Annotated in this window: 25 protein-coding genes and 3 tRNA genes; 20 read left to right on the top strand and 8 right to left on the bottom strand. The window is 57.6% G+C overall.

Translation table 11 applies throughout. The features are described from left to right. Position 1 precedes the first annotated feature (1 nt). The gene (locus JHD62_RS11600; RefSeq protein WP_199103021.1) at positions 2 to 2,293 is read right to left on the bottom strand and encodes an LPS-assembly protein LptD; all 2,292 of its coding nucleotides are present in this window, start codon (positions 2,291 to 2,293) and stop codon (positions 2 to 4) included. Positions 2,294 to 2,367: 74 nt separating this feature from the next. On the opposite strand from JHD62_RS11600, the gene amgK reads away from it, so the two are divergent. The 8 genes from amgK (at position 2,368) to JHD62_RS11560 (ending at position 8,591) form a co-directional block, all read left to right on the top strand. Beyond that, positions 2,368 to 3,399 (top strand): N-acetylmuramate/N-acetylglucosamine kinase AmgK, encoded by a 1,032-nt coding sequence (amgK, locus tag JHD62_RS11595; RefSeq protein ID WP_199103020.1) that lies wholly within the window; start codon positions 2,368 to 2,370, stop codon positions 3,397 to 3,399. Positions 3,400 to 3,409: 10 nt separating this feature from the next. After that, complete coding sequence (gene murU, locus JHD62_RS11590) at positions 3,410 to 4,108, top strand: N-acetylmuramate alpha-1-phosphate uridylyltransferase MurU (protein WP_199103019.1); 699 nt, start codon at positions 3,410 to 3,412, stop codon at positions 4,106 to 4,108. After that, positions 4,105 to 4,635, top strand: coding sequence for a crossover junction endodeoxyribonuclease RuvC (gene ruvC, locus JHD62_RS11585; RefSeq protein ID WP_045846364.1), 531 nt, complete (start codon positions 4,105 to 4,107; stop codon positions 4,633 to 4,635). Before murU ends, ruvC begins: the two co-directional genes overlap by 4 nt. A 60-nt stretch (positions 4,636 to 4,695) precedes the next feature. Then, positions 4,696 to 5,643: a prenyltransferase gene (locus JHD62_RS11580; protein WP_199103018.1), complete on the top strand. Its 948-nt coding sequence runs from the start codon at positions 4,696 to 4,698 to the stop codon at positions 5,641 to 5,643. Between the two features lie 29 nt (positions 5,644 to 5,672). Then, a complete protein-coding gene (ruvA, locus tag JHD62_RS11575) occupies positions 5,673 to 6,266 on the top strand; it encodes a Holliday junction branch migration protein RuvA (RefSeq protein ID WP_045846366.1) in 594 nt (197 codons plus the stop codon). Positions 6,267 to 6,332: 66 nt separating this feature from the next. After that, positions 6,333 to 7,367: a Holliday junction branch migration DNA helicase RuvB gene (gene ruvB / locus JHD62_RS11570; RefSeq protein ID WP_199103017.1), complete on the top strand. Its 1,035-nt coding sequence runs from the start codon at positions 6,333 to 6,335 to the stop codon at positions 7,365 to 7,367. A 4-nt stretch (positions 7,368 to 7,371) separates the two neighbouring features. Beyond that, positions 7,372 to 8,088, top strand: coding sequence for a glutamine amidotransferase (locus tag JHD62_RS11565; protein ID WP_199103016.1), 717 nt, complete (start codon positions 7,372 to 7,374; stop codon positions 8,086 to 8,088). A gap of 68 nt (positions 8,089 to 8,156) precedes the next feature. After that, positions 8,157 to 8,591: a hypothetical protein gene (locus JHD62_RS11560; RefSeq protein WP_045846369.1), complete on the top strand. Its 435-nt coding sequence runs from the start codon at positions 8,157 to 8,159 to the stop codon at positions 8,589 to 8,591. A gap of 105 nt (positions 8,592 to 8,696) precedes the next feature. Here JHD62_RS11560 and proB read toward each other — a convergent pair whose 3' ends face one another. The 3 genes from proB to JHD62_RS11545 all read right to left on the bottom strand — a co-directional run bounded on the left by proB (position 8,697) and on the right by JHD62_RS11545 (position 12,904). Then, the gene (gene proB / locus JHD62_RS11555; RefSeq protein ID WP_199103015.1) at positions 8,697 to 9,815 is read right to left on the bottom strand and encodes a glutamate 5-kinase; all 1,119 of its coding nucleotides are present in this window, start codon (positions 9,813 to 9,815) and stop codon (positions 8,697 to 8,699) included. Positions 9,816 to 9,886: 71 nt separating this feature from the next. Further along, complete coding sequence (locus JHD62_RS11550) at positions 9,887 to 11,425, bottom strand: hypothetical protein (protein ID WP_199103014.1); 1,539 nt, start codon at positions 11,423 to 11,425, stop codon at positions 9,887 to 9,889. Between the two features lie 129 nt (positions 11,426 to 11,554). Then, complete coding sequence (locus JHD62_RS11545; protein ID WP_199103013.1) at positions 11,555 to 12,904, bottom strand: adenosylmethionine--8-amino-7-oxononanoate transaminase; 1,350 nt, start codon at positions 12,902 to 12,904, stop codon at positions 11,555 to 11,557. A 188-nt stretch (positions 12,905 to 13,092) separates the two neighbouring features. On the opposite strand from JHD62_RS11545, the gene JHD62_RS11540 reads away from it, so the two are divergent. The 4 genes from JHD62_RS11540 (at position 13,093) to JHD62_RS11525 (ending at position 17,730) form a co-directional block, all read left to right on the top strand. Beyond that, positions 13,093 to 13,515, top strand: a complete 423-nt coding sequence (locus JHD62_RS11540; protein ID WP_199103012.1) for a pilin — start codon at positions 13,093 to 13,095, stop codon at positions 13,513 to 13,515. A gap of 17 nt (positions 13,516 to 13,532) precedes the next feature. After that, positions 13,533 to 13,973, top strand: coding sequence for a pilin (locus JHD62_RS22860; RefSeq protein ID WP_199103011.1), 441 nt, complete (start codon positions 13,533 to 13,535; stop codon positions 13,971 to 13,973). A gap of 67 nt (positions 13,974 to 14,040) precedes the next feature. Continuing rightward, the gene (locus tag JHD62_RS11530) at positions 14,041 to 15,849 is read left to right on the top strand and encodes a PglL family O-oligosaccharyltransferase (protein WP_199103010.1); all 1,809 of its coding nucleotides are present in this window, start codon (positions 14,041 to 14,043) and stop codon (positions 15,847 to 15,849) included. A 93-nt stretch (positions 15,850 to 15,942) separates the two neighbouring features. Continuing rightward, a complete protein-coding gene (locus tag JHD62_RS11525; protein ID WP_199103009.1) occupies positions 15,943 to 17,730 on the top strand; it encodes a PglL family O-oligosaccharyltransferase in 1,788 nt (595 codons plus the stop codon). A gap of 120 nt (positions 17,731 to 17,850) precedes the next feature. Here the strand turns inward: JHD62_RS11525 and rpoH are convergent, their stop codons facing one another. From rpoH to ftsY, 4 genes are all read right to left on the bottom strand, one after another. Further along, positions 17,851 to 18,714: an RNA polymerase sigma factor RpoH gene (gene rpoH, locus JHD62_RS11520; RefSeq protein WP_045846375.1), complete on the bottom strand. Its 864-nt coding sequence runs from the start codon at positions 18,712 to 18,714 to the stop codon at positions 17,851 to 17,853. A gap of 192 nt (positions 18,715 to 18,906) precedes the next feature. After that, complete coding sequence (gene ftsX, locus JHD62_RS11515) at positions 18,907 to 19,815, bottom strand: permease-like cell division protein FtsX (RefSeq protein ID WP_199103008.1); 909 nt, start codon at positions 19,813 to 19,815, stop codon at positions 18,907 to 18,909. After that, positions 19,812 to 20,465 carry a cell division ATP-binding protein FtsE gene (gene ftsE / locus JHD62_RS11510; protein WP_045846377.1) on the bottom strand — a complete coding sequence of 218 codons (654 nt, stop codon included), beginning with the start codon at positions 20,463 to 20,465 and terminating at the stop codon, positions 19,812 to 19,814. Before ftsE ends, ftsX begins: the two co-directional genes overlap by 4 nt. A gap of 74 nt (positions 20,466 to 20,539) precedes the next feature. Then, positions 20,540 to 21,664 carry a signal recognition particle-docking protein FtsY gene (ftsY, locus tag JHD62_RS11505; RefSeq protein WP_199103007.1) on the bottom strand — a complete coding sequence of 375 codons (1,125 nt, stop codon included), beginning with the start codon at positions 21,662 to 21,664 and terminating at the stop codon, positions 20,540 to 20,542. A 76-nt stretch (positions 21,665 to 21,740) separates the two neighbouring features. Here ftsY and JHD62_RS11500 point away from each other — a divergent pair, with 76 nt between their 5' ends. From JHD62_RS11500 to JHD62_RS11465, 8 genes are all read left to right on the top strand, one after another. Beyond that, complete coding sequence (locus JHD62_RS11500; RefSeq protein WP_233160871.1) at positions 21,741 to 23,099, top strand: pitrilysin family protein; 1,359 nt, start codon at positions 21,741 to 21,743, stop codon at positions 23,097 to 23,099. A 19-nt stretch (positions 23,100 to 23,118) separates the two neighbouring features. Further along, complete coding sequence (locus JHD62_RS11495) at positions 23,119 to 24,393, top strand: pitrilysin family protein (protein ID WP_233160869.1); 1,275 nt, start codon at positions 23,119 to 23,121, stop codon at positions 24,391 to 24,393. A 78-nt stretch (positions 24,394 to 24,471) separates the two neighbouring features. Then, positions 24,472 to 25,032 (top strand): 16S rRNA (guanine(966)-N(2))-methyltransferase RsmD, encoded by a 561-nt coding sequence (gene rsmD / locus JHD62_RS11490; protein WP_199103005.1) that lies wholly within the window; start codon positions 24,472 to 24,474, stop codon positions 25,030 to 25,032. 99 nt (positions 25,033 to 25,131) lie between these two features. Beyond that, a complete protein-coding gene (locus JHD62_RS11485) occupies positions 25,132 to 25,383 on the top strand; it encodes a YfhL family 4Fe-4S dicluster ferredoxin (protein WP_045846381.1) in 252 nt (83 codons plus the stop codon). A gap of 138 nt (positions 25,384 to 25,521) precedes the next feature. Beyond that, positions 25,522 to 25,607 (top strand) — tRNA-Tyr (locus JHD62_RS11480). A gap of 53 nt (positions 25,608 to 25,660) precedes the next feature. After that, positions 25,661 to 25,734, top strand: a tRNA-Gly gene (locus JHD62_RS11475). Between the two features lie 21 nt (positions 25,735 to 25,755). Further along, positions 25,756 to 25,830 (top strand) — tRNA-Thr (locus JHD62_RS11470). Positions 25,831 to 25,870: 40 nt separating this feature from the next. Beyond that, a partial coding sequence (locus JHD62_RS11465; RefSeq protein WP_199103004.1) for a GTP-binding protein occupies positions 25,871 to 26,549 on the top strand: 679 nt, incomplete at its 3' end.

Genomic DNA, 26,549 nt, shown 5'->3' with positions numbered 1-26,549 from the left:
GTCAATTGGATCGGATATCGGAAATGTTGGAGTAGCCCGGGATGGCCAGCTTAAGGTCGGATGTCGGGCTGCTGCCCAGACTGCCCAGACCACGCAATTCCAGCTGGAAGAAAATACCGGTGCTCTTGGAGGCGGTGGAAATGGTGGTTGCCAGGGTGTTGGTACGTTTCACCACCACACGCGCCGTCCAGCAGCCGTCGTTGTACTCTACCCCGAGCAGATGCTCAAGTGGCTTGCTGTCGATCAGGGAATAACTTTCCCGACCCACCGCATACCATTGCCGCACGATAGGCCATTGCACACCCAGGTCCACCATGCGTAATGGGCCGTATTGCGTGGTATCGCCAATTTGGTCGTAACGGCCATAGCGGTAGCGCAGGCTGACGGTTTTGCCCGGAGCCGGGTTGTAATGCACTTGCATGTTGTAGCGCTGGGTTTTGGACAGATCCTGGTTGTACTCATAGGTACTGTCCAGACGCCAGGCCTGGTTGAGATCGCCGCCCAGGCTACCCAGCAGGCCCTTGCTGTTGTTCTGCAGGGTGATCTGGTCGCCATACAGCGAGGTGTCTTCATTCCGGAAGTAATACCGCTGACCCAGCATCAGGCGCAGTCGTTCGATACCGGTTTCTGCGCTGATCAGGCGGCTGGTCAGGGCTGCGGTCAGCTGGTTGGCCGCATTGATGCGGTCCCAGCCGGAGAAACGGTTTTCCGAGAACAGCTGGGCGAAGTTGAAGTCGTTTTCCGAGCTGTCAAAGTTCGGAATCTTGCTTTGGTCCTTGGCCGGAATGTAGACGTAGAACAGACGCGGTTCCAGCGTTTCTACATAATTGCTGCCATTGAAGCTGGTGTCCCGCTCGAAGCGCAGGCCCGAGTCGGTGCTGAAAATCGGCAAGGTACGGGTGATGGTGCTGCCTGGTGTCGTATTGTTACCCAGCGGATTCAGGTCGTACTTGGTGTAATTGACGCCGAACTTGGGGCGGAAGAAGCCCCAGCTCTTGTCCAGCAGATTCCAGGTGACACTGGGATAGGCGACAAAGCGGTCACCGGTCTGCAAGGTGGGGTGCGAGAAACGCGTCAGGTCGCCTTGCAGATTGAAGCTGAAACCGGATGGCAACTGCTGGTTGGCTACCAGGGTCAGCTGCGGTACGCGGGCATAGGGCTGGTCGGCCGGAATCAGCGGGTCTTCCAGCGTCTGGTAGCGCTGCACGCGCAGCATGGCTTCCAGATTACCGCCTTGCCAGCTGGTGTTGTACTTGGTCCAGGCCTGGCGCAGCAGGTTGACATTGATGGCCTGCAGGGTGCGGTCACCAAAATCGTCGAAGTATTTCGTGTCGGAGACGTAGTTGTAGTCGTAGCCAAAGGTCAGCCCCGGCAGCAGGTTTTGCTTGTGAGTGGCATACCAGGCGTAGCGATTGGTGTGGGTCAGCTTGTCGTTGCGCAGCTGCTCGGTATAAATGCTGCCCTCGTAGTCCGGCTCCAGGTAACGGAACTCACCGGCCAGCATGGTGCCCCGCTTGAGGTTGATGTGCGGAGTGAGGGTGGCATCGAAATTGGGCGCAATATTCCAGTAGTAGGGCAGCGCAATGTCAAAACCGGTGGTGCCGGAACGGAAGGTGGGTGTGAGCAGGCCGGATTTGCGGCTGCCATCCAGCGGGAAGTCGATCCAGGGTGTGTACAGGATGGGGACGCCCTGGAATTCCAGCCGGGCATTGCGGGCAACACCGATATTGGTGGCGTAGTTCAGGTCTAGCGTGGAGGACTTCAGATACCACGAGTCATCCCCCACCACGCAGGAGTTGACCCTGCTGTTGATCAGGCGGTACTGGTCCGGCCCGGTGAACTGGGCCTCACTGCCATCGCCACGGAAGGCAATGCCGGATTGCGCCAGGCTGCGCTTGGCACCGCCGGGCTTGTTATTGGTATCCGGGCTGCCCATCTGGAAGGAAGGCTGCTGGGCCGAACCGGTATGTTCGTCCATCCAGTAGTCAAGCGTGGTGCCGGTGACAACGTCCTTGTCACGCGTCAGGCGGAAGTGGTTGCCCGCCTTCACCCGGTTCTGTTGCTGGTAGTAGTCCAGCCAGTCCGCTTCCAGGGTCTGGTTGTCGCGAATCACCACTACATCGCCACTGGCTTTCAGCTTGTCCTGCATCTGCCCGTCCATGTGGTCGGCAGTGACATGCGTCTGCCCCTGGGTGGTGGGCGTGGTATTAAGCGTGTCTGCGGCCTGGGCGGCAGAAACCGAGAAAGCGGCTGCCAGAGCCAGCGTCATTTTCGTGGGCTGCAGTTTGAGCATGCACAAAGCCATATCGTGTGGACAGGTGAGCAGGTTAAAATCAGCAGATTCTATCAGCATCGTGACGAACCGACATGCAACGTTTGGAACAACTCAAGAGCTGGCTTGACAGCCTGTATCCGCAAACCGACATCATGGTGGAGTTTGCCGCGGCCGACGCCGACTTCCGTCGCTACTTCCGTGCCCACTTCCCGGATGGCACTTCGCGCATCGTCATGGATGCGCCGCCAGAGAAAATGGACACCGACCCCTACGTGAAGGTTCGTGAGATTTTTGCGGTGGTGAATGTCCCGCAGATCATCGCCCGCGACCGCGAACAAGGCTTCATGCTGCTGGAGGATCTGGGCAAGATCACCCTGCTGGCCGCACTGGAGCATGACACACGTCCGCTGGTGCATCGTCATCTGCTGCTGGAGGCGGTGGATACCCTGCTGGCCCTGCAGCAAGCCAGCCGCCCCGATGTGTTGCCAGAGTACGACGAAGCCTTGCTGCGCCGGGAACTCAGCCTGTTTCCGGAATGGTATTGCGCCAGGGAACTGGGCAAGCCGCTCAATTTCGCGCAGCGCCAGTTATGGGATGCCGGCTGTGAAAAACTGCTGGCGGCCATCCTGCCGCAAAACAAGGTTTTCGTGCATCGCGACTTTATTGTCCGCAACCTGATGCTGACCTCCGGCCACCCTGGCGTGCTGGATTTCCAGGACGCGGTATATGGCCCGATCAGCTACGATCTGGTGTCCTTGCTGCGCGATGCCTTCATCGAGTGGGAAGAGGATTTCGTGCTGGATGTCGCCATCCGCTACTGGGAAAAAGCCCGGGCTCTTGGCCTGCCGGTGCCGGAAAGCGTGGATGATTTCTACCGTGATTTCGAATGGATGGGCGTGCAGCGCCACCTGAAAGTGGCCGGAATCTTTGCAAGACTTTACCACCGTGACGGCAAGGAAAAGTACCGCAGTGAGATTCCGCGCTTCATCAAATACCTCAAACGCACCACCCGCCGCTATCAGGAACTGGCTCCGCTGTATCAGTTGTTGCTGCAACTGGTGGGCAAGGACGAGACCGATGCCGAGCTGCAATCGGCCTACCCGGTACTGAGCGTCAAGGGCTGATGGCGTGGGCATGAAAGCGATGATTCTGGCGGCCGGTCGTGGCGAGCGCATGCGCCCGCTGACCGACCACACGCCCAAACCCTTGCTGCCGGCTGGTGGCAGGCCGCTGATCGAGTGGCATATCCGCCGTCTGGCGGCAGCAGGTGTCCGCCAGCTGGTGATCAACCACGCCTGGCTGGGTGCGCAAATCGAACAGGTGCTGGGCGACGGCAGTCGCCTTGGTGTGGAGATTGCCTACTCGCCGGAGAGTACCGCGCTGGAAACGGCCGGTGGCATTGCCACCGCGCTGCCCTTGCTGGGCGATGCACCTTTCCTGGTGGTGAATGGCGATGTGCTGAGCGATGTCGATTTTACCGCCTTGCAACAACAGGCAGCACAGCTGGATGGCAGAACCCGTCTGGCCCACCTGCTGCTGGTGGACAATCCGCCGCATAATCCGGCGGGGGATTTCGGCCTGCTGGCTAATGGCCTGCTGGCAGCCAGGCCAGATGCGGGCAACGGACTGACCTTCTCCGGCATTGCCGCCTACCATCCGGCCTTGTTTGCCGATACGCCCGCCGGCCAGCCGGCCAAGCTGGCACCGCTGCTGCGTGCCGCCATGGCGGAAGGGCTGGTGAGTGGCAGCCGGCTGGATGGCCTGTGGCTGGATGTGGGTACGCCGGAACGGCTGGCCGAGGCTGATGTCATTGCCGCAGGCTGGGCCGCGTGAGCCGCCGTATTCTGGGGGTGGACCCCGGTAGCCGCATTACCGGTTTCGGGGTGATCGACCTGATAGGCCAGCAACGTCACTATGTGGCTTCGGGCTGCATCCGCACTCCGCAGGGCGCACCGCTGGCCGAGCGCATCAAGGTCATCATCGACGGGCTGTTCGGTGTGATCGATACCTATCAGCCACACGAAGCGGCCATCGAGCAGGTGTTCGTCAACGTCAATCCGGCGGCCACGCTGATGCTGGGCCAGGCGCGTGGTGCCTGTGTTTCCGCCCTGGTGCTGCGCAATCTGGCTGTCTCGGACTACACCGCCTTGCAGGTCAAGCAATCGGTGGTCGGTCATGGCAAGGCGGCCAAGGAGCAGGTGCAGCACATGGTGGTGCGCATGCTCAATCTGTCCGGCACGCCACAGGCCGATGCGGCCGATGCGCTGGCCGTGGCGCTGGCACATGCCAACCTCAGTGGCGGTGCCATCGGTCAACTGGCACGCCAGGGCCTGAAAGTACGTGGCGGTCGTTTGGTATAGAGCAAGCATGGTCGGCAGTTGCTGCGCTATGCTGTGGGCATCGTTCTGACGGAAGCCTGCATGTCTCCCTCTCCCATTACCATCGAACCGCAAGCGGCTGATCTGGCACACCGTCCGGTGCGCTGGTGGCTGGCCACCCGGCCGGCCTTTCTCACCATTACGCTGGCCGGTGTCTTGCTGGGCATCGCCGCCAGCGGCTGGGCGGCATTGCAACAGCACTGGCTGCTGGCGCTGCTGGGACTGATGCTGGCCTTGCTCACCCATGCTGCGGTCAATGTCATCAATGATGTGGCCGACCACCACAATGGCACGGATGCCGCCAATACCGCGCGGCTGTTTCCGTTTACCGGTGGCAGCCGTTTCATCCAGAACGGTGTACTCAGCGCAACACAGATGCGCAGCCTTGCCTATGGGCTGTTTGCGCTGGTGATAGCTGGCGGGCTGTATCTGGTCAGCTTGCGTGGTTTGCCCTTATTGCTGATTGGCCTTGCCGGTGTGTTGCTGGGCTGGGCTTATTCAGCACCGCCCTTGCAACTGAATAGCCGGGGCCTGGGGGAACCGAGCGTGGCAGCCTGTTTTCTGTTGTTGCCACAGGGCATGGCGGTATTGCTGACGGGTGGCTGGCAGAGCACCTTGCTATGGGCCAGCCTGCCCTATGCCATCCTCACCAGCCTGCTGTTGTATATCAATCAGTTTCCCGATCGCGACGCCGACCGGCTGGCCGGCAAATGGCACTGGGTGGTGCGCTTGCCACTGGCGCAGGCCCGCATGGTCTACGGCCTGCTTGTCGTGCTGGCCTATGGCCTGCTGGCCATGCTGCTGTGGCAGCAGCGTCTGCCGCTGTTTGCGGCACTCGGTTTGCTGACCTTGCCGCTGTCCGGCTTTGCCAGCGTGCAGCTGTGGCAGCATGCGGACGAACCGTCACACTTGCGCCCGGCCATCATCGCCACCATCATGGCGGCCAATCTGTATCCACTGCTGCTGGCCGTGGCCTTGCTACTGGCCTGAGCAATCAATTTCACCGGAGTATTTTTGTCATGATCGGACGCCTCAGCGGCACTCTTATTGAAAAACTGCCACCGCAGGTGGTGGTGGACGTCAATGGCGTCGGTTACGAAGTGGATGTACCGATGACGACGTTTTACCAGCTCCCTGCCCTGGGCCAGAAGGCCACGTTGTTCACCCATCTGGTGGTGCGGGAGGATGCCCACCTGCTGTTCGGCTTTGCCAGCAAGGAAGAACGGGAGACCTTCCGCCAGCTGATCAAGGTCAGTGGCATCGGTGCCAAGATTGCGCTGGCCATCCTGTCCGGCATGACAGCGGATGAACTGGCGGTGGCCATTGCCAGTGAGGATATCAAGCGCCTGTCTTCCGTCCCTGGCATCGGCAAGAAAACCGCAGAACGGCTGGTGCTGGAACTGCGTGGCAAGCTGGCCACCGGCAGCAATCTGGCCGTACCAGGTGGCTTGCCGTTTGCCGCCACGCCGGACGAAAAAAGCGATATCGTCAACGCGCTGCTGGCACTGGGTTACAACGAGAAGGAAGCTGCTGCTGCCACCAAGGGCCTGCCTGCCGACGTAACCGTCAGCGACGGTGTGCGCCTCGCTTTGAAGAATTTGATGAAGGGCTAGCCTGCGGCCTGTTGGGTCAGGTGGTAAGATGGACGGATTCAAAATCCAGCCACCACGGCAGTACCCATGATCGAAACCGACAAGCTGATTGGCGGCGCTCCCGAGCGACGCATCGTTACCCAGCAAAGCCTGTCCTCGCAGGAAGAAGCACTGGAACGCGCCCTGCGCCCCAAGCTGCTGGATGAATATGTGGGCCAGAAGAAGGCACGCGAGCAGCTGGAAATCTTCATCGAGGCCGCCAAGCGCCGTGGCGAAGCGCTGGACCACGTGCTGCTGTTCGGCCCGCCCGGCCTGGGCAAGACTACGCTGGCGCATATCGTGGCGCGCGAGATGGGTGTCAACCTGCGGCAGACCTCCGGCCCGGTGCTGGAACGTGCAGGCGACCTGGCAGCCCTGCTGACCAATCTGGAGCCGCACGATGTGCTGTTCATCGACGAAATCCACCGCCTGAGCCCGGTTGTCGAGGAAATCCTCTACCCGGCGCTGGAGGATTACCAGATCGACATCATGATTGGCGAAGGCCCGGCCGCACGTTCGGTCAAGCTGGACCTGCCGCCCTTCACCCTGATTGGTGCCACCACCCGTGCCGGCATGCTCACCAACCCCTTGCGCGACCGCTTTGGCATTGTGGCGCGGCTGGAGTTTTATACCCCGGAAGAACTGACGCGGATTGTCAGCCGTTCTGCCGGGCTGTTGAATGTTACGCTGGCTGACGACGGCGCTTTCGAGGTGGCACGCCGTTCGCGCGGCACGCCGCGGATTGCCAACCGCCTGCTGCGTCGGGTACGCGACTACGCCGAAGTGAAGTCGGACGGCATTGTCACGGCCCAGGTGGCTGATGCCGCATTGGCCATGCTGGATGTCGACCCGGCCGGTCTGGACGTGATGGACCGCAAGCTGCTGGCCGCCATTCTGGAGAAGTTCGGTGGTGGCCCGGTGGGGCTGGACAATGTCGGTGCGGCCATTGGTGAATCCACCGATACCATTGAAGACGTGATCGAACCCTTCCTGATCCAGCAAGGCTATTTGCAGCGCACCCCGCGCGGCCGCATGGCCACGGCGCTGGCATATACCCACTTTGGTTTGCCGCTGAAAGATTAGTCCGATGCAGAAAATCATCATCAAGACCGGCCGTACCTACCCGGCGCTGGCCGAAAAACTGGGCGATTTTGAGCACTGGATTGCCCGTGAATTGCAAGCTGCTCCCGGTGAGTGGCGCGTGGTGGACGTACAGCGTGGCGAAGCCCTTCCTGCGGTGCAGGACTGCGCCGCTGCGGTGATTACCGGCTCCCCGGCCATGGTGAGCGACCGCGAAGACTGGAGCGTGAGCACCGCAGAGTGGCTGCGTCAGGCAGTGGCGCGTGAGCTTCCGGTATTGGGCATCTGTTATGGCCACCAGTTGCTGGCTGATGCCCTGGGTGGCAGCGTGGGCTATCACCCCAAGGGGCCGGAGGCAGGGGTGGTGGAAGTCGACCTGTTACCTGCCGCAGCAGAAGACCAGCTGTTTGCCGGCATGCCCGCCAGCTTCCCGGCGGCGGTCATTCACTGGCAGTCAGTCAGTGCCTTGCCGCCGGGCGCGGTGCGGCTGGCCACCAACGCATTCGAACCCAATCATGCATTCCGCCTGGGTTCGGCCTGGGGCGTACAATTTCATCCCGAGTTCGATCTCGCCGCTACGGACGCTTATCTGGCGCATCTGGCACCCACGCTGCAAGCGGCAGGTCTGGCACCAGAAGCGTTGCGGACACGGTTGTGCCCCACGCCACACGCTGCGGCAGTGTTGCAGCGGTTTGCACGCCTGCTGCAACAGCCGTCGGTCTGAGCGCGGCGCCCCGTACATGAATTGATCTGTTATCTGAACCTGATTTGGTTTTCCAGAAAGGAAGCATCATGTTTTATGCACTGTTTGCTGCCATTGTCGTGGTTGCCCTGGCTACTTCGCTGGCAGTAGTGCGTTTTTTTGACCCCGCCATCGTCAAGATCCTGCGTCGTACTCTGGGACAGGACCTGGCCGATGCCTGGCGCTACTACATCAGCTTTGCCATCGTGGTGGCAGGGATCTCCGGCGGCGTCCGCCCCTGGAATCTGGAGCAGTATCTGCCGCCCACTGCCGGCAAGGGCAGTACCCAGCTGGAACTGACCGGTGCGCGCTGGGTGCTGGAATTGTGGAACGCGCTGACCGAAACCCTGCGCTCGATGGCGCTGGTGATGTTCCTGTTCTTCATCTGCCTGATGATGGCTTATGTGATTGCCCGTGCGCTGGAATTGCGCCGTGCACGCGAGCTGGAAGCTGGTAAAAACGTGGATGCGTCCGGGCAGGAGTGATACGGCACCTGGCCTGCCCTGACTGCAGGCCCGGCTGGCTGTTGCAGATGCAAAAGGCGGCTTGCGCCGCCTTTTTTGTACCTGTCACTCCCCCGAAGCCAGGATTTACAGGGTGACCATATTGTCGCGGTGAATCAGTTCCGGCTCCACCATATAGCCCAGCGTAGCTTCAATCTCGCGCGTGGTTTTCTTCATGATCAGCCGGGCTTCGTCCGAGCTGTAGTTCACCAGGCCGCGTGCCACTTCCAGCCCTTGCGGGTCCACGCAGGCCACCGCTTCACCACGCAGGAAGTCACCCTCGATGGCGGTAACCCCTACCGGTAGCAGGCTGGTACCGCGTTCGCGTACCGCCAGTGCTGCACCATTGTCCAGCACGATGCGACCAGTCAGCTTCAGGTGGTCAGCCAGCCATTGCTTGCGTGCTGCCATGCGGTTGGTCGGTGCCAGCAACTGGGTGCCAATGCCTTCGCCATCGGCCAGACGCGACAGCACATCATGTTCGCGACCACAGGCAATCACCGTGTCGGCACCACTGCGGGCAGAACGCTTGGCGGCGAGGATCTTGGTGATCATGCCGCCGGTGCCCACGCTGGAGCCTGCACCACCGGCCATGTCTTCCAGTGCGGCATCGCCTGCCTGTGCTTCGTGCACGAATACCGCATCCGGATGCTTGCGCGGGTCGGCAGTGTACAGGCCTTGCTGGTCGGTCAGGATGATCAGCGCATCGGCTTCAATCAGGTTGGTGACCAGTGCGCCCAGCGTGTCGTTGTCGCCAAAGCGGATTTCATCGGTGACCACCGTGTCATTCTCATTGATGATGGGAACGACATTGAGATTGAGCAGGGTGGTGAGTGTGGTGCGCGCATTCAGGTAACGGGTGCGGTCGGCCAGGTCTTCGTGGGTCAGCAGGATTTGCGCGGTTTTCAGGCCAAAAGAGCGAAATGCGGTTTCATAGGCCTGACACAGGCCCATCTGGCCCACGGCAGCAGCGGCCTGCAATTCGTGTACTCCCTTGGGGCGTACCGACCAGCCCAGGCGCTGACAGCCTTCGGCAATGGCACCGCTGGAAACCAGCACCACCTGTTTGCCACGGCGTTTCAGTTCGGCAATTTCAGCGGCCCAGCGCGCCAGCGCCGCCAGGTCCAGTCCCTTGCCATCATTGGTGACCAGGCTGGAACCTACCTTGACCACAATCCGGTTGGCGGCATGAATCACCGAGCGCATACAAAACCCTTCTGCTGCAATAAATGAAGAAGCTGACGAGTTTACCGCAAACCGGACAGCCTGAGCGTGGCTCAGAAGTGGTCGCTATCGCGAAATTCCATCAGCTGGAAGTGGGGGGATTGCTTGTCCAGCCTGGAGGAGCGTACCAGCATGTCACCCTTGTCATCCCACAGGCGGAATTCGCGCAGCCGGCTGAACGGGCGGCCTTGCATCAACAGCAGGGCCGGACGGCGCAGGCTGGCAATGGCAGGGAGGCGCAGGGCAAATTGCGGGGTGTCGCTGGGATGGGTAATGGTGGGAATCACCATGACGGCTTCGGGTTTGGCCGCGATGATTTCCACCCCGCATTCCACATCGACCCCGTCCGGCAGCAAGGATACCCAGCACACCATGCACAACTGGGCGCTGTCGGGTTTGCCCGGATGAGTCAGCAACACAGCTTCGCCGGCGCGCAGGGTCTGACCGCGCGGCTGGCCGCGCAGCAGAAAGCCGGTGGCGCTCTGGTTCACTACCACAAACAGGCTGGGCGGCGGCGGTGCGCGGGTGGTGGGAGGCGGTGCGGCTTCTTCGTTGCCGGCCTGCACCCAACTCATGCCGTTGCTGCGATACCAGATGGCCGGCACGGTGGAAATCAGTTCGATTACTTCCTGGATCGGCAGGCGCTGGTGACGGCGGCGGCGCGGTTGCTGCCATTCTGCAGCCAGCGATTGCAGCAGGTGCAGCTCATCGTAAGTCTGGCTGGGGTTGCTGCTGGTGTTCTGTACCTTGGTCAATTGCTCGATGCTGTGATTCAGCACGGTAATGGCAGGCGCCAGATCCAGCAGATAACACCCGGCTTCCAGGGTTTCTGCCTGGATGCGCAGGAAGCGCGGCGGTTCGTCTCGACCAGCATCCACCAGATAACCATGGGCTTGCCCCTGAATCGCCTCAACCGGGACCAGTCCTGTCTGATGGGCCAGGTCCATGATCAACTGTTTGGCAACCAGTAATTCCGGCATGGACAGCCGGTTGGTGGAGGTCAGCCCCAATAGCAGGATCTGGCGATAAATGGTGGCCGGTGAGTCGTCGTTTTCCAGATGCTTGTCCTGCCAGCCACGCGCCAGGGCAAAGCTGAACAGCTGGTGGCAGTCGTACCAGAAGTGTGCTGGTGGCGGGCTGTAGCTCTGGCAGCAGATGCTCAGCAACTGGCGTGCCGACATCATGGTGTACAACAGCAGTTCAATGCGCTGTTGCTCACGCTCCAGCAAACCCCGTTTGGCCAGTCGCTCGCTCAGCGTGCGTTTGAAGGCAATGAAAATGGCTTCGAACAGGGCTGCACCCAGCATGGCCAGCTGGCGGGTGCGGGGTGCCGAGGTCAGATCGGTCTGGATGATTTCACTTTCCAGCGCGGGATAGTAGCGGTCCAGCCCTTTCAGGTATTGCAGCAGCAGCTTGTGGCGGTTGGCCACTTCCATCGGGGTACGGCTGAGATTGCGCAAGGCATCCAGCATCTGGCGGCCGCATTCATGCAGGTCGGTGTACGGCAAGCGTTCTACCCAGCTGGCAACGCTGTCAGGGTTGGTGTCTACCAATCTCGGGTCCATATCCAGAGCGGGCAAGGCAAGCTGCATCGTGCATCCTGTGGCTAGGCGGGTAAGGTGATGGGTTCTCGCGGGATGACAAACCATATGGATGGTTGATCTGCCATTCCTTGTATCGCTCATGCTATTTGAATCAAGCCCGCCTAGGCAAGGTAATCCTCACGGCAATGCGGTGACCGGCCCGGTCAAAATCGTGTTTTCTTGATGCAGGGCATCCAGCACAGTGCAAGTGGCCTGGAACAGCTGCACCATTTCAGCAGGCTGCATGACATAAGGCGGCATGAAATACACCGTCTTGCCGATCGGTCTGACCAGGCAGCCCAGTTTCAGCATGGCCGAGAAAAACGCTTGTGCAAAGTCGGCGCGCGGGCTTTCTACATCAAACGCCCAGATCATGCCGGTATGGCGGAAGTGATGGACATCTGCCCGTTCAGCCAGTGGCGCCAGAATGTCAGTAAAGGTTGCGGCCAGTTCGCGATTGCGCGCAATGATGTCTTCGTCGGCAAAAATGTCCAGCACGGCCAACGCTGCACTGCACGCCAGCGCATTGCCGGTGTAGCTGTGGGAGTGCAAAAAGCCACGGGTGACATCATCGTGATAAAACGCCTGGTAGATGGTGTCCGTGCTCAGTACGCAGGACAGGGGCAGGAAGCCACCGGTAATGCCTTTGGACAGGCAGAGAAAGTCCGGTTTGATACCGGCCTGCTCGCAGGCAAACAGCGTGCCGGTGCGGCCAAAGCCAACCGCAATTTCATCGGCAATCAGATGCACCTGATACTGATCGCACAGACGGCGCAGTTCGGTCAGGTAGACCGGGTGGTACATGGCCATGCCGGCCGCACCCTGTACCAGCGGTTCCACAATGATGGCTGCCATTTCGCCAGCCTTCTTTGCCAGTACATTTTCCAGTGAGCGAATGGCGGCCATGGCCACATCCTCGGCGCTCTGTCCCGGCCGGGCCTGTCTCGCATCCGGCGATGGCACCCGCACGCCAGGCTTGAGCAGCGGCGCATAAGTGGCGGAGAACAGCGGAACATCGGTGACTGCCAGTGCGCCGGCGGTTTCACCGTGATAGCTGTTATCCAGGCTGATGAAACGGCACTTCTCCGGCTGGCCGATGTTCTTCCAGTAATGAAAGCTCATCTTCAGGGCAATCTCGGTAGCGCTGGCACCATCCGAGGCATAGAAAACATGGCCAAGCCCGGTCAGCGCGGACAGCCGCTCAGACAGCTCAACCACCGGCCTGTGGGTGAAACCGGCCAGAATCACATGTTCCACCTCATCCAGTTGCTGCTTGATGGCTTGCTTGATACGCGGATGGCCATGGCCGAACAGGTTCACCCACCAGGAGCTCACGGCATCCAGATAACGATTGCCGTCAAAATCCTCCAGCCATACCCCTTCGGCTTTGGCGATGGGGATGATGGGCAGGGTTTCGTGGCGTTTCATCTGGGTGCAAGGGTGCCAGACGCTATCGCGGCTGCGGTTCAGCCAGTCCTGGTTGCTCATGAGGGCTCCTGTATGCGGGAATGGCAGGATGCTAACACAGCCAGTCCCGGCAGCTGGAACTGACAAAAAACGTCACATGCTGACAGGCTATGCAAGCTGAGTGATGGTGTACCGCCCTGAAAACACAGTGCGCAGCCACCTGGCACGCTTTCTGCATTAAGTAGCCCGTGCATACCACGGAGAGGGGCATGCGACGCAATAACGGATTTACCTTGATTGAACTGATGATTGTGGTAGCCATCATCGGCATTCTGGCTGCGATTGCGATACCGGCGTATCAGGACTACACCGTTCGGGCGAAAGTGGCAGAAGGCTTGACGTTTGCCGATCATGCCAAGACTTCAGTCAGCGAGTCTTACATTTCGAATGGATACTGGCCTTCAACCAATGCCAGTGCAGGTTTGCCAAGCAGTCTTACAGGCAACTACGTCAGTAATGTACAAGTTGCAGCCAGTGCTGGTGTCAGTGTGATTACCGTTTCATTTAATGCAGCTACTGCTTCGGGTTTACAGCTAACACTTACACCAAGTGTTACAGCTAGTAATGTTGTATCTTGGACTTGTTCCAGTAACGGGCTTTATCCAAACTATTTGCCGGCTAACTGTCGGTAATTTCCAAGGAGTATCAAATGCAAAAGCAAATCCAACAGGGCTTTACCCTGATCGAGCTGATGATTGTTGTGGCAATCATCGGTATTTTGGCTGCCATTGCCATTCCGGCTTATCAGGACTACACCGTACGTGCCAAGGTGTCTGAAGGTTTGGCCGCTGTTGCTGCAGCTAAAACCTCGGTGTCTGAATATGCGATCAGTAATGGTACTATGCCTGGTACAGCTGCTTCTGCAGGCTTCTCTTCTGTTGCAACCAAGTATGTTTCTTCTGTTGGTTACTCGCAAACCAGCAATACTGTCGGTGTGTTGACTGTTACCATGGCTAGTGGTATCGGTGGTAGTGTAACTAGTACAGCGAATGCCTTTACTCTGACTGGTACTCTTGCTAGCGGTACTGTAGACTGGAAATGTGCAGCCAGTACAATTCCTAGCCAGTATCTGCCTGCGAATTGCCGTTGATCATATAGCTTAATTTGTAATTATAAAGGGGTGCTTTTGCACCCCTTTGTTTATTTTGGTGTGGAAGATGAGAAAAATATCTAATTATTTTATTGGGCTAATCATTGTTTTACCATTTTTTAGCTTTGTTAGATTTCCACCTTCCCCTGATTGGTATTTCAGCGCTATTTCCATCGTGGGTTTAGGCGTGGCATTTGTACTGTTTGCATGGAGAAATGTGCGGCTGAACCTCTCGGTGATATCTGTTGGTTTGTTATTATTTCTGTTGGCATGTATCGGGTCTAGGCATGTTGAAGCACCTGAAGAATTGTCGGTGCTATTGTTGTTGTCTCTTTTTTCCCTATATGCAAAGAATGGTATTGATGAAGAAGGTCGTAGTGAATTTATTGTATCGCTTTGCATGCTGTTCTTTTGTGCGTCGTTGGTGCAAGTGTTACTTGGTTATATACAAATAATGGGTTTGGCCCCTTATTTTAATGGATTTGTTGTGTATGACGCTGTAAATCCTCGTGGCAATATTATGGGTAATATTGGTCAGCGAAATCAATATGCTCAATTTTTGACGTGGGGTTTGGTGGCAGCTTGTTATTTGTATTCTATTAACAAACTGCGGGCATTATTTTTCTGGGCTTCAATAGTTCTTTTTTCGCTTCTTATTTCTTGGTCTGGTGCGCGATTGATTTTGCTTTACGGTCTAATGATGTGTTGCCTTTCCTGGATTTGGTTACGTAAAAGTCATGAGGATCAGACGGTGCGGAAAATGGTCTTTGCCATTTCTGGGGCTGTTATTTTAGTAGTGTTAGTGCAGATTTTTAATCACCAGATATGTCAAATTCTTGGTTACATTGGCATGCCGATTGATGCTGAGAGTGGATCTGATCGTGTGATGGCCGCCGGTGTCGGAGCGCGTAGGCGTATCGAGTGGAGTAAGGCTTGGGATATTTTTCTCTCTCATCCTGTTTTTGGTGTTGGTCTGGGTGGTTATGCAGCTGAATCTGTCAGGTTGGAAGCATTCGGAGGATGGCCGAAATCCCCGGAGAGTTGGTTATTCAATAATTCACATAATTTGATCTTCCAGCTATTGGCCGAAACAGGTCTTGTTGGTTTGTTGCCCGTGGCACTATGTTTATTATTGATTTTTATCGGGTATGTGAAATTTGGTGCTAAGAGTGGTGAAAATTTGTTCTTGCTTTCAGTTTTTTGCATTATTGTTATTCATAGCTTGTTTGAATACCCATTATGGTATTTCCCGTTCATACTTTGTTTGGTCGTTGTTGGGGTTTTGGCTCCATTGCCTAGTGTCAATCTGAAGCTTCGTGGTTTTATTGTACGGACAATTGCAGTTTGTGTTGCAGTTCTTTGTTTAGTAAATTTTCTGATTGGTCATGGCGCATATAAGACATTATTTGAGAATCAGCGTCCTACTGCGGATGTTGCTGAAAATGCCAGAAGAATAAAGTCATTGCTTGAGTTGGGTGCGAATCCCTTTTGGCGAGATGATGCTGATATGGAGTTGGTTGCTTATCTTCAGCCGACTAGAGACCAGTTCAACTATAAGATTAATCACTTCGAAAGCCTTGCAGAAATAAGGCCTTATCCTGAAGTGTTATTTAAATTATCCATTTTGCGCGCATTGAATGGACAGACCAAAAAATCTCAGGAGGCACTGGTTTTGGCAATCGCAAATTATCCTGATTTTGTTGATGCTTATGTGGCAAATTATGCACGTTATAATTTCCCGGAAATTGAACCACTAAAGAAAATTGCCAAGCATGCTGCCGAAGAGTATGCCGCGCACGGTGGTAATACGGAGGCTGGCCGTATCGCAGCAGTCATGACTGTCGCCGCCCCCGTTACCCGCAAAGCGCTTTTCTGATCGTCCACAGGCACCGTCGGCCCAGGCTGGCGGTGTCTTCCTGCCGGACATGCGGTATCCTCCTTGTTTTGCTTTCGGCTCCCTTATTTCATCATGTCCTTTCCGACGCTTTCCCGCCGCATGGCTTTGCTGTCGTTTTGCCTGATTGCCATCCTGCCTTTTGCATCCCGCATTCATTTTGTGCCGCTGCCGCAATGGTTTGGCGAGATGAATGTGGTGTGGCTGATGCTGGCTTCCTCCGTATTCCTGCTACCGTCGGCAACTTTGTTTGAACGTGTACCACGCGCCAGCTGGTGGTGTTTGTTGCTCGCACTGCTGTGGGGTGTGCAGCCGCAGCTGGTGCAGGCCCTGTTTCCCGGCATGACCTATGCCACCGCACTGGCCTGGCTGGTGGTGGCCTTGCTGGCGGGGCTGTCCTACAGCCTGCAGCAGGCATTCGGGCCGCGTGACTTTGCCATCTGGCTGGCGCGGGCAGTGATTGTGGGTGGTTTGGTGCAGTCGCTGATTGGCCTGGCACAGCTGACCGGCCTTGCCCACACGCTGGGCCTGTTTTATGACAGTGCCCACCCCACTACCAATATTTTTGGCCATATCGGCCAGCGTAATCAGTACGCGCATTATCTGATGTGGTCGGTGGTGAGCGGGGTATACCTGTTTGCCGTGGACCGCATGGCGCGTGGCTGGCTGGCCTTGCTGGTGGTCTGGTTCGGCCTGATGCTGGCATATGCTGCGTCGCGCACTACGCTGTTGTATCTGCTGGCACTGACCATGCTTGGCTTTGTATGGCACTGGCGCATGCGTAGCCAGGAGTCGCGCCGCCTGATGTGGTCCATGTTGCTGGCCTGTGTGGTGATCTTCGCCGCGCAGTTTGCCTTGCCCTTGGTCAATCACCTGATTTCGCTGTTCACCCATGCCAATGTGACCAATGCCTCCGGCGTGGAGCGGCTGGCGGCCAATGGTGACGATATGGGTTCGCGACGTATTGCCGAAATGACCAAGGCCTGGATGACCTTCAAGGACCACCCCTTGTGGGGGGTGGGTTGGTCGCAATACGCAGCAGAAAGCGTGCGTTTGCAGCCACTGCCACAGTTTGCCAGCGCAGGCTTCAATAGCGGCCTGTTCACCAATTGCCATAACCTGATTCTGCAATTGCTGGCGGAAATGGGCTTGCCGGTCACGCTGGCCGTGGTAGTCGGCTTTGCCTGGGTGGTATGGCCATTCTTCAGCGAGCGTGCCGAAGCTGAAGGCATGCTGGCGCTGGGTTGCATGGCGGTGACGCTGATTCACAGCATGCTGGAATACCCGCTGTGGTATCTGTATTTCCTCGCCATGCTGGTGGTGTTTGCTTCGATGGCACCGGCACGGACTGCGCGTGCCGGCTTGCTGGTTCGGGCAGCCTGGCTGCTGGGTATGGTGTATGTCGGCTATCTGTCGATTGTCACCTGGTCCACCTACAACGAGCTGGTGGGCTTGTATACCCAGACGGATAACCCGGCACGCGATGCCAAGCGCCAGCAGCGCCTGGCGCAGATCATGGATGAGCATCCGCTGTTTGCCTATCACGCCCTTAGCACGCTGGATGATTATCTGACTGCGGATCGCAGCAACCTGACGCAGAAATTGCAGTGGGAAGAACGCCTGACTGCTTTCCGCCCCTATCCGGATGTGATGATGAAAAAGGCGCAGATGCTGGCGCTGGCGGGTAAGCAGGATGAGGCGCGCAAAACCGTGGCCACGGCACTGGCATCCTTCCCGACCTATGCCAAGGATTATCTCGATGGTATTGATGAGGATGTGCCCGAATGGCAAGGCCTGCGTGCCGAGGCACAACGCGTCTTTGACAAGCTGCCAGCCAAGTACCGGGGTGGGGAAGGGGAGTGAGTGTTGCTGCAAACCGCCGACTGTGAGGTGGCGGTTGTATCACTCAGGCGGTAAAGCAGTGAAGAAAATGAAAAAGCCCGCGTCGTTTGGCGCGGGCTTTTTGTTATTGACGGCGACGGCTTAGTCGTCGATCACCACACCTTCACTCAGTGCGGCCTTCATTTTCCCCAGCGCCTTGGCTTCGATCTGGCGAATGCGTTCGGCCGAAACTCCAAACTCGGCAGCCAGTTCGTGCAAGGTGGAACCGCCATCGTCTGCGAGCCAGCGAGCTTCCACAATGCGGCGGCTACGGGCATCCAGAGTGGACAGCGCATATTCGATGCCTTCGGTCTGCAGGTGATCGAAAGCCTTGCGTTCCAGTGCGCGGGTCGGTTCATGGTGGGCATCGGCCAGCCAGTCGATGGGTGCGTAAGACTCATCGTCACCATCATCGGCCATCAGCGCGATATCCTGCCCGCTCATGCGGGTTTCCATTTCACGTACTTCTTCCGGCTTCACGCCAAGGTCTTCGGCAATCTGCTGCGCTTCCTGCTCACTCAGAGCAGAAAAGCTGCTTTTCATGCTACGCAGGTTGAAGAACAGCTTGCGTTGCGGCTTGGTGGTGGCAATGCGCACCAGGCGCCAGTTACGCAGGATGAATTCGTGGATTTCTGCCTTGATCCAGTGCACGGCAAAGGAAAACAGGCGAACACCGCGGCCGGGCTCGAAGCGCTTCACCGCTTTCATCAGGCCGATATTGCCTTCCTGGATCAGGTCGGCTTGTGGCAGGCCGTAACCGGCATAACCACGGGAAATGGATACGACGACACGCAGGTGCGACAGAACCATCTGGCGAGCGGCATCCAGGTCGTTTTCTTCCTGGAAGCGGGTGGCCAGTTCTGTTTCCTGTTCGGGGGTCAGCATGGGAACACTGTTCACCGCCTGGATGTATTGCTCCAGGCTGCCGCTGGACGACGGAACGGGCAAGGCAAATGTTGTGGTCATCAGTGTAACTACCTCCTTGGGTAGTGCTATCTTAGCACTCGCATATAGAGAGTGCTAGCAAGCAAAGGTTCCACCGTCAATGAATTTTTCTATGATGCCGATAGCTTTTTTCAAGTCGCTACCGGGTATTCATCAGGGACGGCCAGTTGTCACCATAAGTGAAAACCGGCCGTGGCGGGAAGGGGAGGATTGTTAACGAGGTTGTATCTGGCGCAGATGATGATCGGACGCCAGGCGGGCTCCCAGCATGGCCAGTATGGCAGAAACGGCCAGTACAACGGCCAGCTCTACCGGCGTCAGGCCACGCAGCGAGACGGCTTCGTTATAAAGCTGGGCAAACTCGTGAATGGCCGGGTTGGCCGTCACCACCAGCCAGCTGGTCAGCCCCCAGGCAGCCAGTCCGGCCAGCAAACCCTGCCACATGGCGTGATACATGAAGGGTCGGCGGATGAAGCTGTCCGGTGCACCAATCAGCTTGGCCACTTCAATTTCGTCACGCCGTGCCAGAATCTGCATCTGCACCGCATTGTAGGTGACCAGCACCAGCGCAATGCCCAGCGCAGCACCCAGAAACCAGGTCAGTTGCTTGCCCATTTCCACCATGCCGTACAGGCGTTTGGCCCAGCGCGCATCAAACTGGGCGGTTTCCACCATGGGCAGGCCGGACAGTTCCTTTTGCAGCATTTCCAGTTCGTGCGGCTCCAGCGTCTTCGGGGTAACCACAAAGGCGTCCGGCAGCGGATTGTCAGTCAGTCCTTCACTTAAGCCAGCCAGCCCATTGCGCTTTTCCAGGTCGGAGAGCGCCTGTTTCTTGCCAATGAACTGGAAACTCTGGATGCGCGGGTGCTTGGTCAGGGTGCTGGAGACAGCAGCCAGGTCTGCTTCTTCGGCAGACTGCTCCATGAAGAGGGTGATTTGCGGCGTGGCGGTCAGTCGGCCCGCCCATTCCTGGATGCTGCTCACACTCAGGTACAGCGATAGCGGCAGGGCCAGCGCAATCGACAACATCAGCAGGGTAAGCAGGCTGCCAAATGGCTGGCGGACAATCTTGCCCAAAGCCTGCCGCGCACTTTGCCAGTTCAGATACAGATAATGTTTCATGCGGCGAACTGCCCTTCTTTCAACCGGATGATACGGCGACCATAGTCTTCCATCAGGGTTTCATCATGGGCGGAAATCACCACGCTGACGCCAACCTGATGGAAGGATTTGAACAATTCCATGATGTCCAGCGCGTATGCGCGGTCAAGATTGGCCGATGGTTCATCGGCCAGCAACAGGCTGGGGCGGTGTACCACGGCACGGGCAATGCACAGACGTTGCTGTTCACCACCGGACAAGCGGATGGGCATGGTTTTCTCTTTTGACAGCAAGCCCACCTTGTCCAGCGCGGCACGTACACGGCGCGCGGCATCGCGGCGGTCAAAGCCGATGATGTCCAGCGGCAACATCACATTGTCGAATACCGAGCGGTCAAACAGCAGCTTGTGGTCCTGAAACACCATGCCGATATGCTGCCGGACATAGGGAATCTGGCTGTTACGCAGCTTGGACAGGTTTTGCCCGCTGACAATCACGCTGCCGCTGGTGGCGCGTTCTATCCCGGCCACCAGTTTGAGCAAGGTGGATTTGCCTGCACCGGAATGCCCGGCCAGAAACACCATTTCACCGGTATCGATGGTAAAGGAAAGGTTCTTCAGGGCCTCGTTGCCACCGGGATAACGCTTGGTGACCTGGTCGAACTGAATCATGCGCTGGATTCCCCTTGATCCGGAAAGACATCACCGGCAGTGGTCTGCCGGTGCTCAAAGATTGTGTTGCTGACTTAGTCGAACAAGGCGTCGACATAGTCCTTGCTGTTGAATGGCCGCAAATCGTCAATGCTTTCACCCACGCCGACAAACCGTAGCGGAATGGGGCGCTGCTTGGCAATGGCGGCAATCACGCCACCTTTGGCAGTGCCATCCAGCTTGGTCAGAATCAGGCCGGTGAGGCCCAGCGCGTCATCGAAAACCTTGACCTGGCTGATGGCGTTCTGGCCGATATTGGCGTCCAGCACCAGAATCACCTCATGCGGGGCATCCGGCAGGGCCTTCTGGATGACGCGCTTCACCTTCTTGATTTCTTCCATCAGGTGCAACTGGGTGGGCAGGCGGCCTGCGGTATCTGCCAGTACGATATCAATGCCACGCGCCGTGGCGGCCTGGATGGCGTCATAACAAACAGCGGCAGCATCACCGCCTTGCTGGGCAATCACGGTGACGTTGTTGCGCTCGCCCCAGGCCATCAGCTGCTCGCGCGCAGCCGCGCGGAAGGTATCGCCAGCTGCCAGCAGCACGCTCTTGCCTTGCTGCTGGTAGTACTTGGCGAGTTTGCCAATGGAAGTGGTTTTACCAGCACCATTCACCCCGGCCATCATGATGACAAACGGCTTCTTGCCGTTGACATCCAGCGGCTTCTCCAGCGGGTGAATCAGCTCGTTCAGCGAATCCTTCAAGGCGCCTTTCAGTTCGCTGCCGTCTTTCAGACCTTTCAGGCTGACGCGCTCGCGCACATCCTTTAATAGATGCAAGGTGGCATCCATGCCCATGTCGGCGGTCAAAAGGACGGTTTCCAGCTCCTCGTACAGATCCTCATCAATCTTGCCGCCACCAAACAAACCGGCCAGCGATTTGCCCAGCTTGTCACGGGTTTTGGAAAGGCCGGCCTTCAGGCGCTCGGTCCAGCTGAGTTTTTTGGCGGGTGCGGTGTTTTCTGCAGCCGGTATTTCCGCTGCAGAAACCGCGCTGGCAACTACCGGGGTAACGGCCTCAGGCTGCACGGCGGGAGCTGGATTGTTTTCCGGTACGGCAACAGGCGATTCGACAGGCGCGCTCTGCGACGGTTCGGTTTGCGGTTCGATAACCGGGTTTTCAACCGGCTTTGGCTTTTTCTTGAAGAAACTAAACATGCGTCTGTGTAGTCTGGGGAAGCGATAAATGGCTAAATTGTATCCTTAAATGAGCAACAGGGCAGAAACGATGGTGATGAAAGCAAAATCAGGGCTGATCCTGGGCATGCTCCTGCTATTGGCGGGCGTGGTGATGGCGGCGCCGCAAGAGACAATACTGCCCAACGGCATGAAGGTAGTGGTGGTACGCGATGCGAGATCACCCGTGGTGGTTTCCCAGTTGTGGTACCGGGTGGGGAGCGTGGATGAGGTCAATGGGCATACCGGCCTGTCACATTTGCTGGAGCACATGATGTTCAAGGGTACGGCCAGCGTTGCGGATGGTGAATACTCCAGACGGATTGCCCAGGCCGGTGGCAAGGAAAACGCCTTCACCAGTCGCGATTACACGGTGTACTTCGCCCAGTTGTCTGCCTACAAACTGCCCTTGCTACTGGAGCTTGAAGCCGACCGCATGGCCAATCTGCAGATAGATGAAGCAGCTTTCCGGCGTGAACTGGAAGTCGTCAAGGAAGAACGTCGCCTGCGCACTGACGATCAGCCCGCCGGCTTGCTGCAAGAAGCACTCTATGCCAACGCCTTTGTGGCAAATCCGGTGCGTTATCCGGTCATCGGCTGGATGGATGATCTGCTCCATGCCCGGGCAGATGACCTGCGACAGTGGTACCGCCAGTGGTATGTGCCAAACAATGTCACCCTGGTGATTGTCGGTGATGTCGATCCGCCTCGTGTATTTGAGCAGGTCAGGCATTACTTTGCCGGTCTCCCGGCCAAAGCATTGCCCGCACGTAATCCGCAGCGCGAACCCTTGCAGCAGGGCGTCAAGCGGGTGGAGCTGAGTGCGCCGTCACAGTTCAATTATCTGAGCATGGCCTGGCATGCGCCCGGGTTCAGGCCCGGGGCGGATGGTCAGGCTTATGCCTACGCCCTGTTGGAGGCCGTGTTGTCGGGAGACGCCGCTGCACGGCTGTCTAGTCAGATGGAAAGGGGAAAGGCGCTGGCACATGCGGCAGCTGCCGATTACAGCATGCTGGGCCGGGGCGAGGCCTTGTTTGTCATTACCGCCACACAAGCACGTGGCAGGCAGCCGGCAGAACTGGAAGCTGCCATCCGTCAGCAGCTGCGGGATATCGTCGAGCGTGGTGTCAGCGAGCAAGAACTGGCACGTGCCCGGCTACGGCTGGATGCGGATGAGATTTACCAGCGTGATTCACTGTTTGCCCAGGCCATGCGCATAGGTACGCTGGAGTCTGTCGGCTTTTCCTGGCGTGACGCCGATCGCATCCGGCAGCAAATGCAGCAGGTGACTTCGGAACAAGTACGCCAGGCAGCAGCTTCCTTGCAGGATGGCCAGCTTACTGTTGTCACCCTGCTGGGCAAAGGCGGAGCCGTACCCGTGGCAGGTCAATTGAAGGGAGATGGCTTTGTCCGTTAAAACGATAACCTTTGCAGCCATGTTTGGCCTCGTCAGCACTCTGGCCCATGCAGTTGAAATCCAGTCATGGAATACACCGCAAGGTGCCCGCGTATTGCTGGTAGAGACGCATGCCAACCCGATACTGGATGTGCGGGTTGACTTTGACGCAGGCAGTCGGCGTGACCCTCTTGGCAAGGAAGGGCTGGCCGCCATGGTGGCGGGCCTGCTGGATAGCGGGACGGGCCAACTTGATGAAGAGGCCATCCAGCAACAGCTGGCCAACAGTGCTGCGCAGCTGAACGGCTTTGCCGAACTGGAAACCGCCGGTCTGCGCATGCGCAGCCTGAGCCGTCCTGATCTGCAAGAGCGCGTCACCGGACTGGCCACCCAGCTGCTTACCCAGCCGACATTTGCCGTGGCCGTGTTGAATCGCGAACGGCAGCGTGCCATCGATAGCCTGATGCAAAGGCAGGAAGATGCCGGCGCAAGTGCTGACATCACCTTGCAACAGCGCATGTATGGTGACCACCCCTACGCCAGACCGGCCTTCACCACGGTCAAAAGCTTGCAAACCATCCAGCGCGAAGATCTGCTGCAGTTCTGGCAACAACATTACCGCGCAGCAGGGGCCGTGGTATCCATTGTCGGAGACATAAAACGACAGGATGCTGAAAAGCTGGTCAATGCCATGCTGCGCAACCTGCCGCAAAGCACGCAGCCTTTGCCGGATATTACGCAGCCGACACCGCAGCCGGTTGCGCAGGTTCACCTAACGCGACCAGGCAGCCAGACCCATATTGCACTGGGCATGCCGGTACTCAGGCGCGACGATCCGGACTACTACCCATTGCTGCTGGGAAATTACATTCTGGGTGGTGGTGGCTTTGACTCCCGCCTGATGCAGGAGCTGCGTGTGCGGCGCGGTTTGACCTACGGTGTGCGCAGCCACTTCACACCATTGCAACAAGCAGGGCCGTTTGTCATTTCACTGGCCACCCGTAATGCAGAGGCCAGCCTGGCGCTGCAGACAACGCGTGAGGTACTGGCACGCTTTATAAAGGAAGGACCGACAGAAACAGAGTTGAACCAGGCCAAGGTCAATATCATTGGCGGCTTTCCATTGCGCTATGACAGCAACAGCAAATTGCTGCCCTATCTCGCTGTTATCGGTCAGTACCACTTGCCATTGAGCTATCTGGAAGATTACCCGCGCGCCGTAGCCCAGGTGAGCATTGCGCAGATTCGTGATGCCTGGCAACGCCGGATTGACCCGCAGCAAATGCAGATTGTGACGGCAGGCGCTACACCTTGAGCGTCAAACTGCTTGCGATGCAGCATGCCAGGCGGGAAAAGAGTAAACTCTCGCCCTTGTGTTTTCAGCCCATGCATCATGAATCAGCAGCGAAACAAAGTCCGTATCATCGGTGGGCAGTACCGCCGCCGCTTGTTACCTTTCCCGGATGCCGAGGGCTTGCGGCCCACACCGGACCGCGTCAGGGAAACCGTATTCAACTGGTTGGGTCAGGAACTCTATGGCAAACGCTGCCTCGACCTGTTTGCCGGTAGCGGGGCACTGGGGTTCGAAGCCGCATCGCGTGAGGCAGCTCGCGTGGTCATGGTGGAGAAGTCGCGCAAGGTGGTCGAGTCGCTCAAGGCGAATCGTCAGCTGCTCGCCGCAACGCATATAGATGTAGTTGCCATGGATGCAATGCACTATGTGCAAGGCTGTCGTGAAATATTCGATGTCATCTTCCTGGATCCGCCATACGACTCGACACTATTGCAGCAGGTGCTGCCTTTGACAGCAGCGCTGCTGGCAGAAGACGGTGTGGTGTATTTCGAGGCCAGGCATTGGCCTGAAGCCCTCAGCGGCTGGGAAGTCATCAAGCAGGACAAGGCGGCATCCGTGCATTACGCACTGGCAAGGCCGCTGGAAGAAGAATCGCTGTAATGCACCTGCAGGTCGCCGCATAAAGATATAACGGGGCGAACTTGCGACTGCGGCAGGTGGATGACAGAATCAATACTGTGAATACTTGAGGAAATTACTATGTCTCTCATGATTACCGACGAATGCATCAACTGCGACGTCTGTGAACCGGAATGCCCGAACAACGCCATTTCGCAAGGCGAAGAGATCTATCAGATCGACCCCAACCTGTGCACTCAGTGTGTTGGTCATTACGACGAACCGCAGTGCCAGCAAGTCTGTCCGGTGGATTGCATCCCGCTGGATCCGGCGCATCCGGAAACCCAGGAAGAGCTGCACGCAAAATATCTGCAGATTTCCGGCAAGGCCTGATCAAGGCTAAGTGCTTGATGCAAAAAGCAGAGCCCCGCCCAGTGCGGGGCTTTGTGCATTTTCCGGCAAAAATATTTAAAAAAATGCGCTACAGGTGTTGACGGAAGAAACGGGTATCTATACTATTCGGGTCTCTCAGGGGGGGTTACCCCAGCGGTCAACGGGTCCGGACTGTAAATCCGGCGGCTCAGCCTTCGAAGGTTCGAATCCTTCTCCCCCCACCAGAATTAATTACGTCTTGGCGGCGTGTAGTATGAAAGCCGTTTAGTTGTTGCAGGCGGGTGTAGCTCAATGGTAGAGCAGAAGCCTTCCAAGCTTACGACGAGGGTTCGATTCCCTTCACCCGCTCCAAGCGTTATTGCCTGTTTAAGGGCCCATGTAGCTCAGGGGTAGAGCACTCCCTTGGTAAGGGAGAGGTCGGCAGTTCAATTCTGCCCATGGGCACCACCCATTTGTTTGTTAGAGACTCAATTCAGGAAATTTTGCCATGGCTAAGGAAAAGTTCGAGCGGACCAAACCGCACGTAAACGTCGGCACCATCGGTCACGTTGACCATGGTAAGACCACCCTGACCGCAGCGATCACCACCATTCTGTCCAAGAAGTTTGGTGGCGAAGCCAAGGACTACTCCCAGATCGACAGCGCGCCGGAAGAAAAGGCACGTGGTATTACCATTAATACCGCACACGTAGAATACGAAACCGAGTCCCGTCACTACGCTCACGTAGACTGCCCGGGTCACGCCGACTACGTTAAGAACATGATTACCGGTGCTGCCCAGATGGACGGTGCTATCCTGGTGTGCTCCGCAGCTGACGGCCCGATGCCGCAAACCCGCGAACACATCCTGCTGTCCCGTCAGGTTGGTGTACCGTACATCATCGTTTACCTGAACAAGGCTGACCTGGTTGACGACGCTGAACTGCTGGAACTGGTTGAAATGGAAGTGCGCGATCTGCTGTCTTCCTACGACTTCCCGGGTGACGACACTCCGGTAGTTATCGGTTCCGCTCGTCTGGCACTGGAAGGCGACCAATCTGAAATGGGCGAACCGTCCATCTTCCGTCTGGCTGCTGCTCTGGACTCCTACATCCCGACTCCGGAACGTGCTGTTGACAAGCCGTTCCTGCTGCCGATCGAAGACGTATTCTCCATCTCCGGTCGTG

It is taken from the genome of Aquitalea sp. ASV11 (assembly GCF_016429185.1).
In the GTDB taxonomy this organism is placed as follows: Bacteria; Pseudomonadota; Gammaproteobacteria; order Burkholderiales; family Chromobacteriaceae; genus Aquitalea; species Aquitalea pelogenes.
This window is presented reverse-complemented; position numbering and strand designations above follow the sequence as displayed.

Coding starts and splice junctions, on each gene's coding strand:
- ruvA (WP_045846366.1), top strand. CDS start 5,673: ATGATCGGACGCCTCAGCGGCACTCTTATTGAAAAACTGCCACCGCAG.
- JHD62_RS11500 (WP_233160871.1), top strand. CDS start 21,741: ATGAAAGCAAAATCAGGGCTGATCCTGGGCATGCTCCTGCTATTGGCG.
- JHD62_RS11565 (WP_199103016.1), top strand. CDS start 7,372: ATGCAGAAAATCATCATCAAGACCGGCCGTACCTACCCGGCGCTGGCC.
- JHD62_RS11545 (WP_199103013.1), bottom strand. CDS start 12,904: ATGAGCAACCAGGACTGGCTGAACCGCAGCCGCGATAGCGTCTGGCAC.
- JHD62_RS11525 (WP_199103009.1), top strand. CDS start 15,943: ATGTCCTTTCCGACGCTTTCCCGCCGCATGGCTTTGCTGTCGTTTTGC.
- JHD62_RS11530 (WP_199103010.1), top strand. CDS start 14,041: ATGAGAAAAATATCTAATTATTTTATTGGGCTAATCATTGTTTTACCA.
- proB (WP_199103015.1), bottom strand. CDS start 9,815: ATGCGCTCGGTGATTCATGCCGCCAACCGGATTGTGGTCAAGGTAGGT.
- JHD62_RS11600 (WP_199103021.1), bottom strand. CDS start 2,293: ATGCTCAAACTGCAGCCCACGAAAATGACGCTGGCTCTGGCAGCCGCT.
- JHD62_RS11540 (WP_199103012.1), top strand. CDS start 13,093: ATGCGACGCAATAACGGATTTACCTTGATTGAACTGATGATTGTGGTA.
- amgK (WP_199103020.1), top strand. CDS start 2,368: ATGCAACGTTTGGAACAACTCAAGAGCTGGCTTGACAGCCTGTATCCG.
- ftsE (WP_045846377.1), bottom strand. CDS start 20,465: ATGATTCAGTTCGACCAGGTCACCAAGCGTTATCCCGGTGGCAACGAG.
- JHD62_RS22860 (WP_199103011.1), top strand. CDS start 13,533: ATGCAAAAGCAAATCCAACAGGGCTTTACCCTGATCGAGCTGATGATT.
- rsmD (WP_199103005.1), top strand. CDS start 24,472: ATGAATCAGCAGCGAAACAAAGTCCGTATCATCGGTGGGCAGTACCGC.
- ftsY (WP_199103007.1), bottom strand. CDS start 21,664: ATGTTTAGTTTCTTCAAGAAAAAGCCAAAGCCGGTTGAAAACCCGGTT.
- ruvB (WP_199103017.1), top strand. CDS start 6,333: ATGATCGAAACCGACAAGCTGATTGGCGGCGCTCCCGAGCGACGCATC.
- JHD62_RS11550 (WP_199103014.1), bottom strand. CDS start 11,425: ATGCAGCTTGCCTTGCCCGCTCTGGATATGGACCCGAGATTGGTAGAC.
- rpoH (WP_045846375.1), bottom strand. CDS start 18,714: ATGACCACAACATTTGCCTTGCCCGTTCCGTCGTCCAGCGGCAGCCTG.
- murU (WP_199103019.1), top strand. CDS start 3,410: ATGAAAGCGATGATTCTGGCGGCCGGTCGTGGCGAGCGCATGCGCCCG.
- JHD62_RS11580 (WP_199103018.1), top strand. CDS start 4,696: ATGTCTCCCTCTCCCATTACCATCGAACCGCAAGCGGCTGATCTGGCA.
- ftsX (WP_199103008.1), bottom strand. CDS start 19,815: ATGAAACATTATCTGTATCTGAACTGGCAAAGTGCGCGGCAGGCTTTG.
- JHD62_RS11560 (WP_045846369.1), top strand. CDS start 8,157: ATGTTTTATGCACTGTTTGCTGCCATTGTCGTGGTTGCCCTGGCTACT.
- JHD62_RS11485 (WP_045846381.1), top strand. CDS start 25,132: ATGTCTCTCATGATTACCGACGAATGCATCAACTGCGACGTCTGTGAA.
- JHD62_RS11495 (WP_233160869.1), top strand. CDS start 23,119: ATGTTTGGCCTCGTCAGCACTCTGGCCCATGCAGTTGAAATCCAGTCA.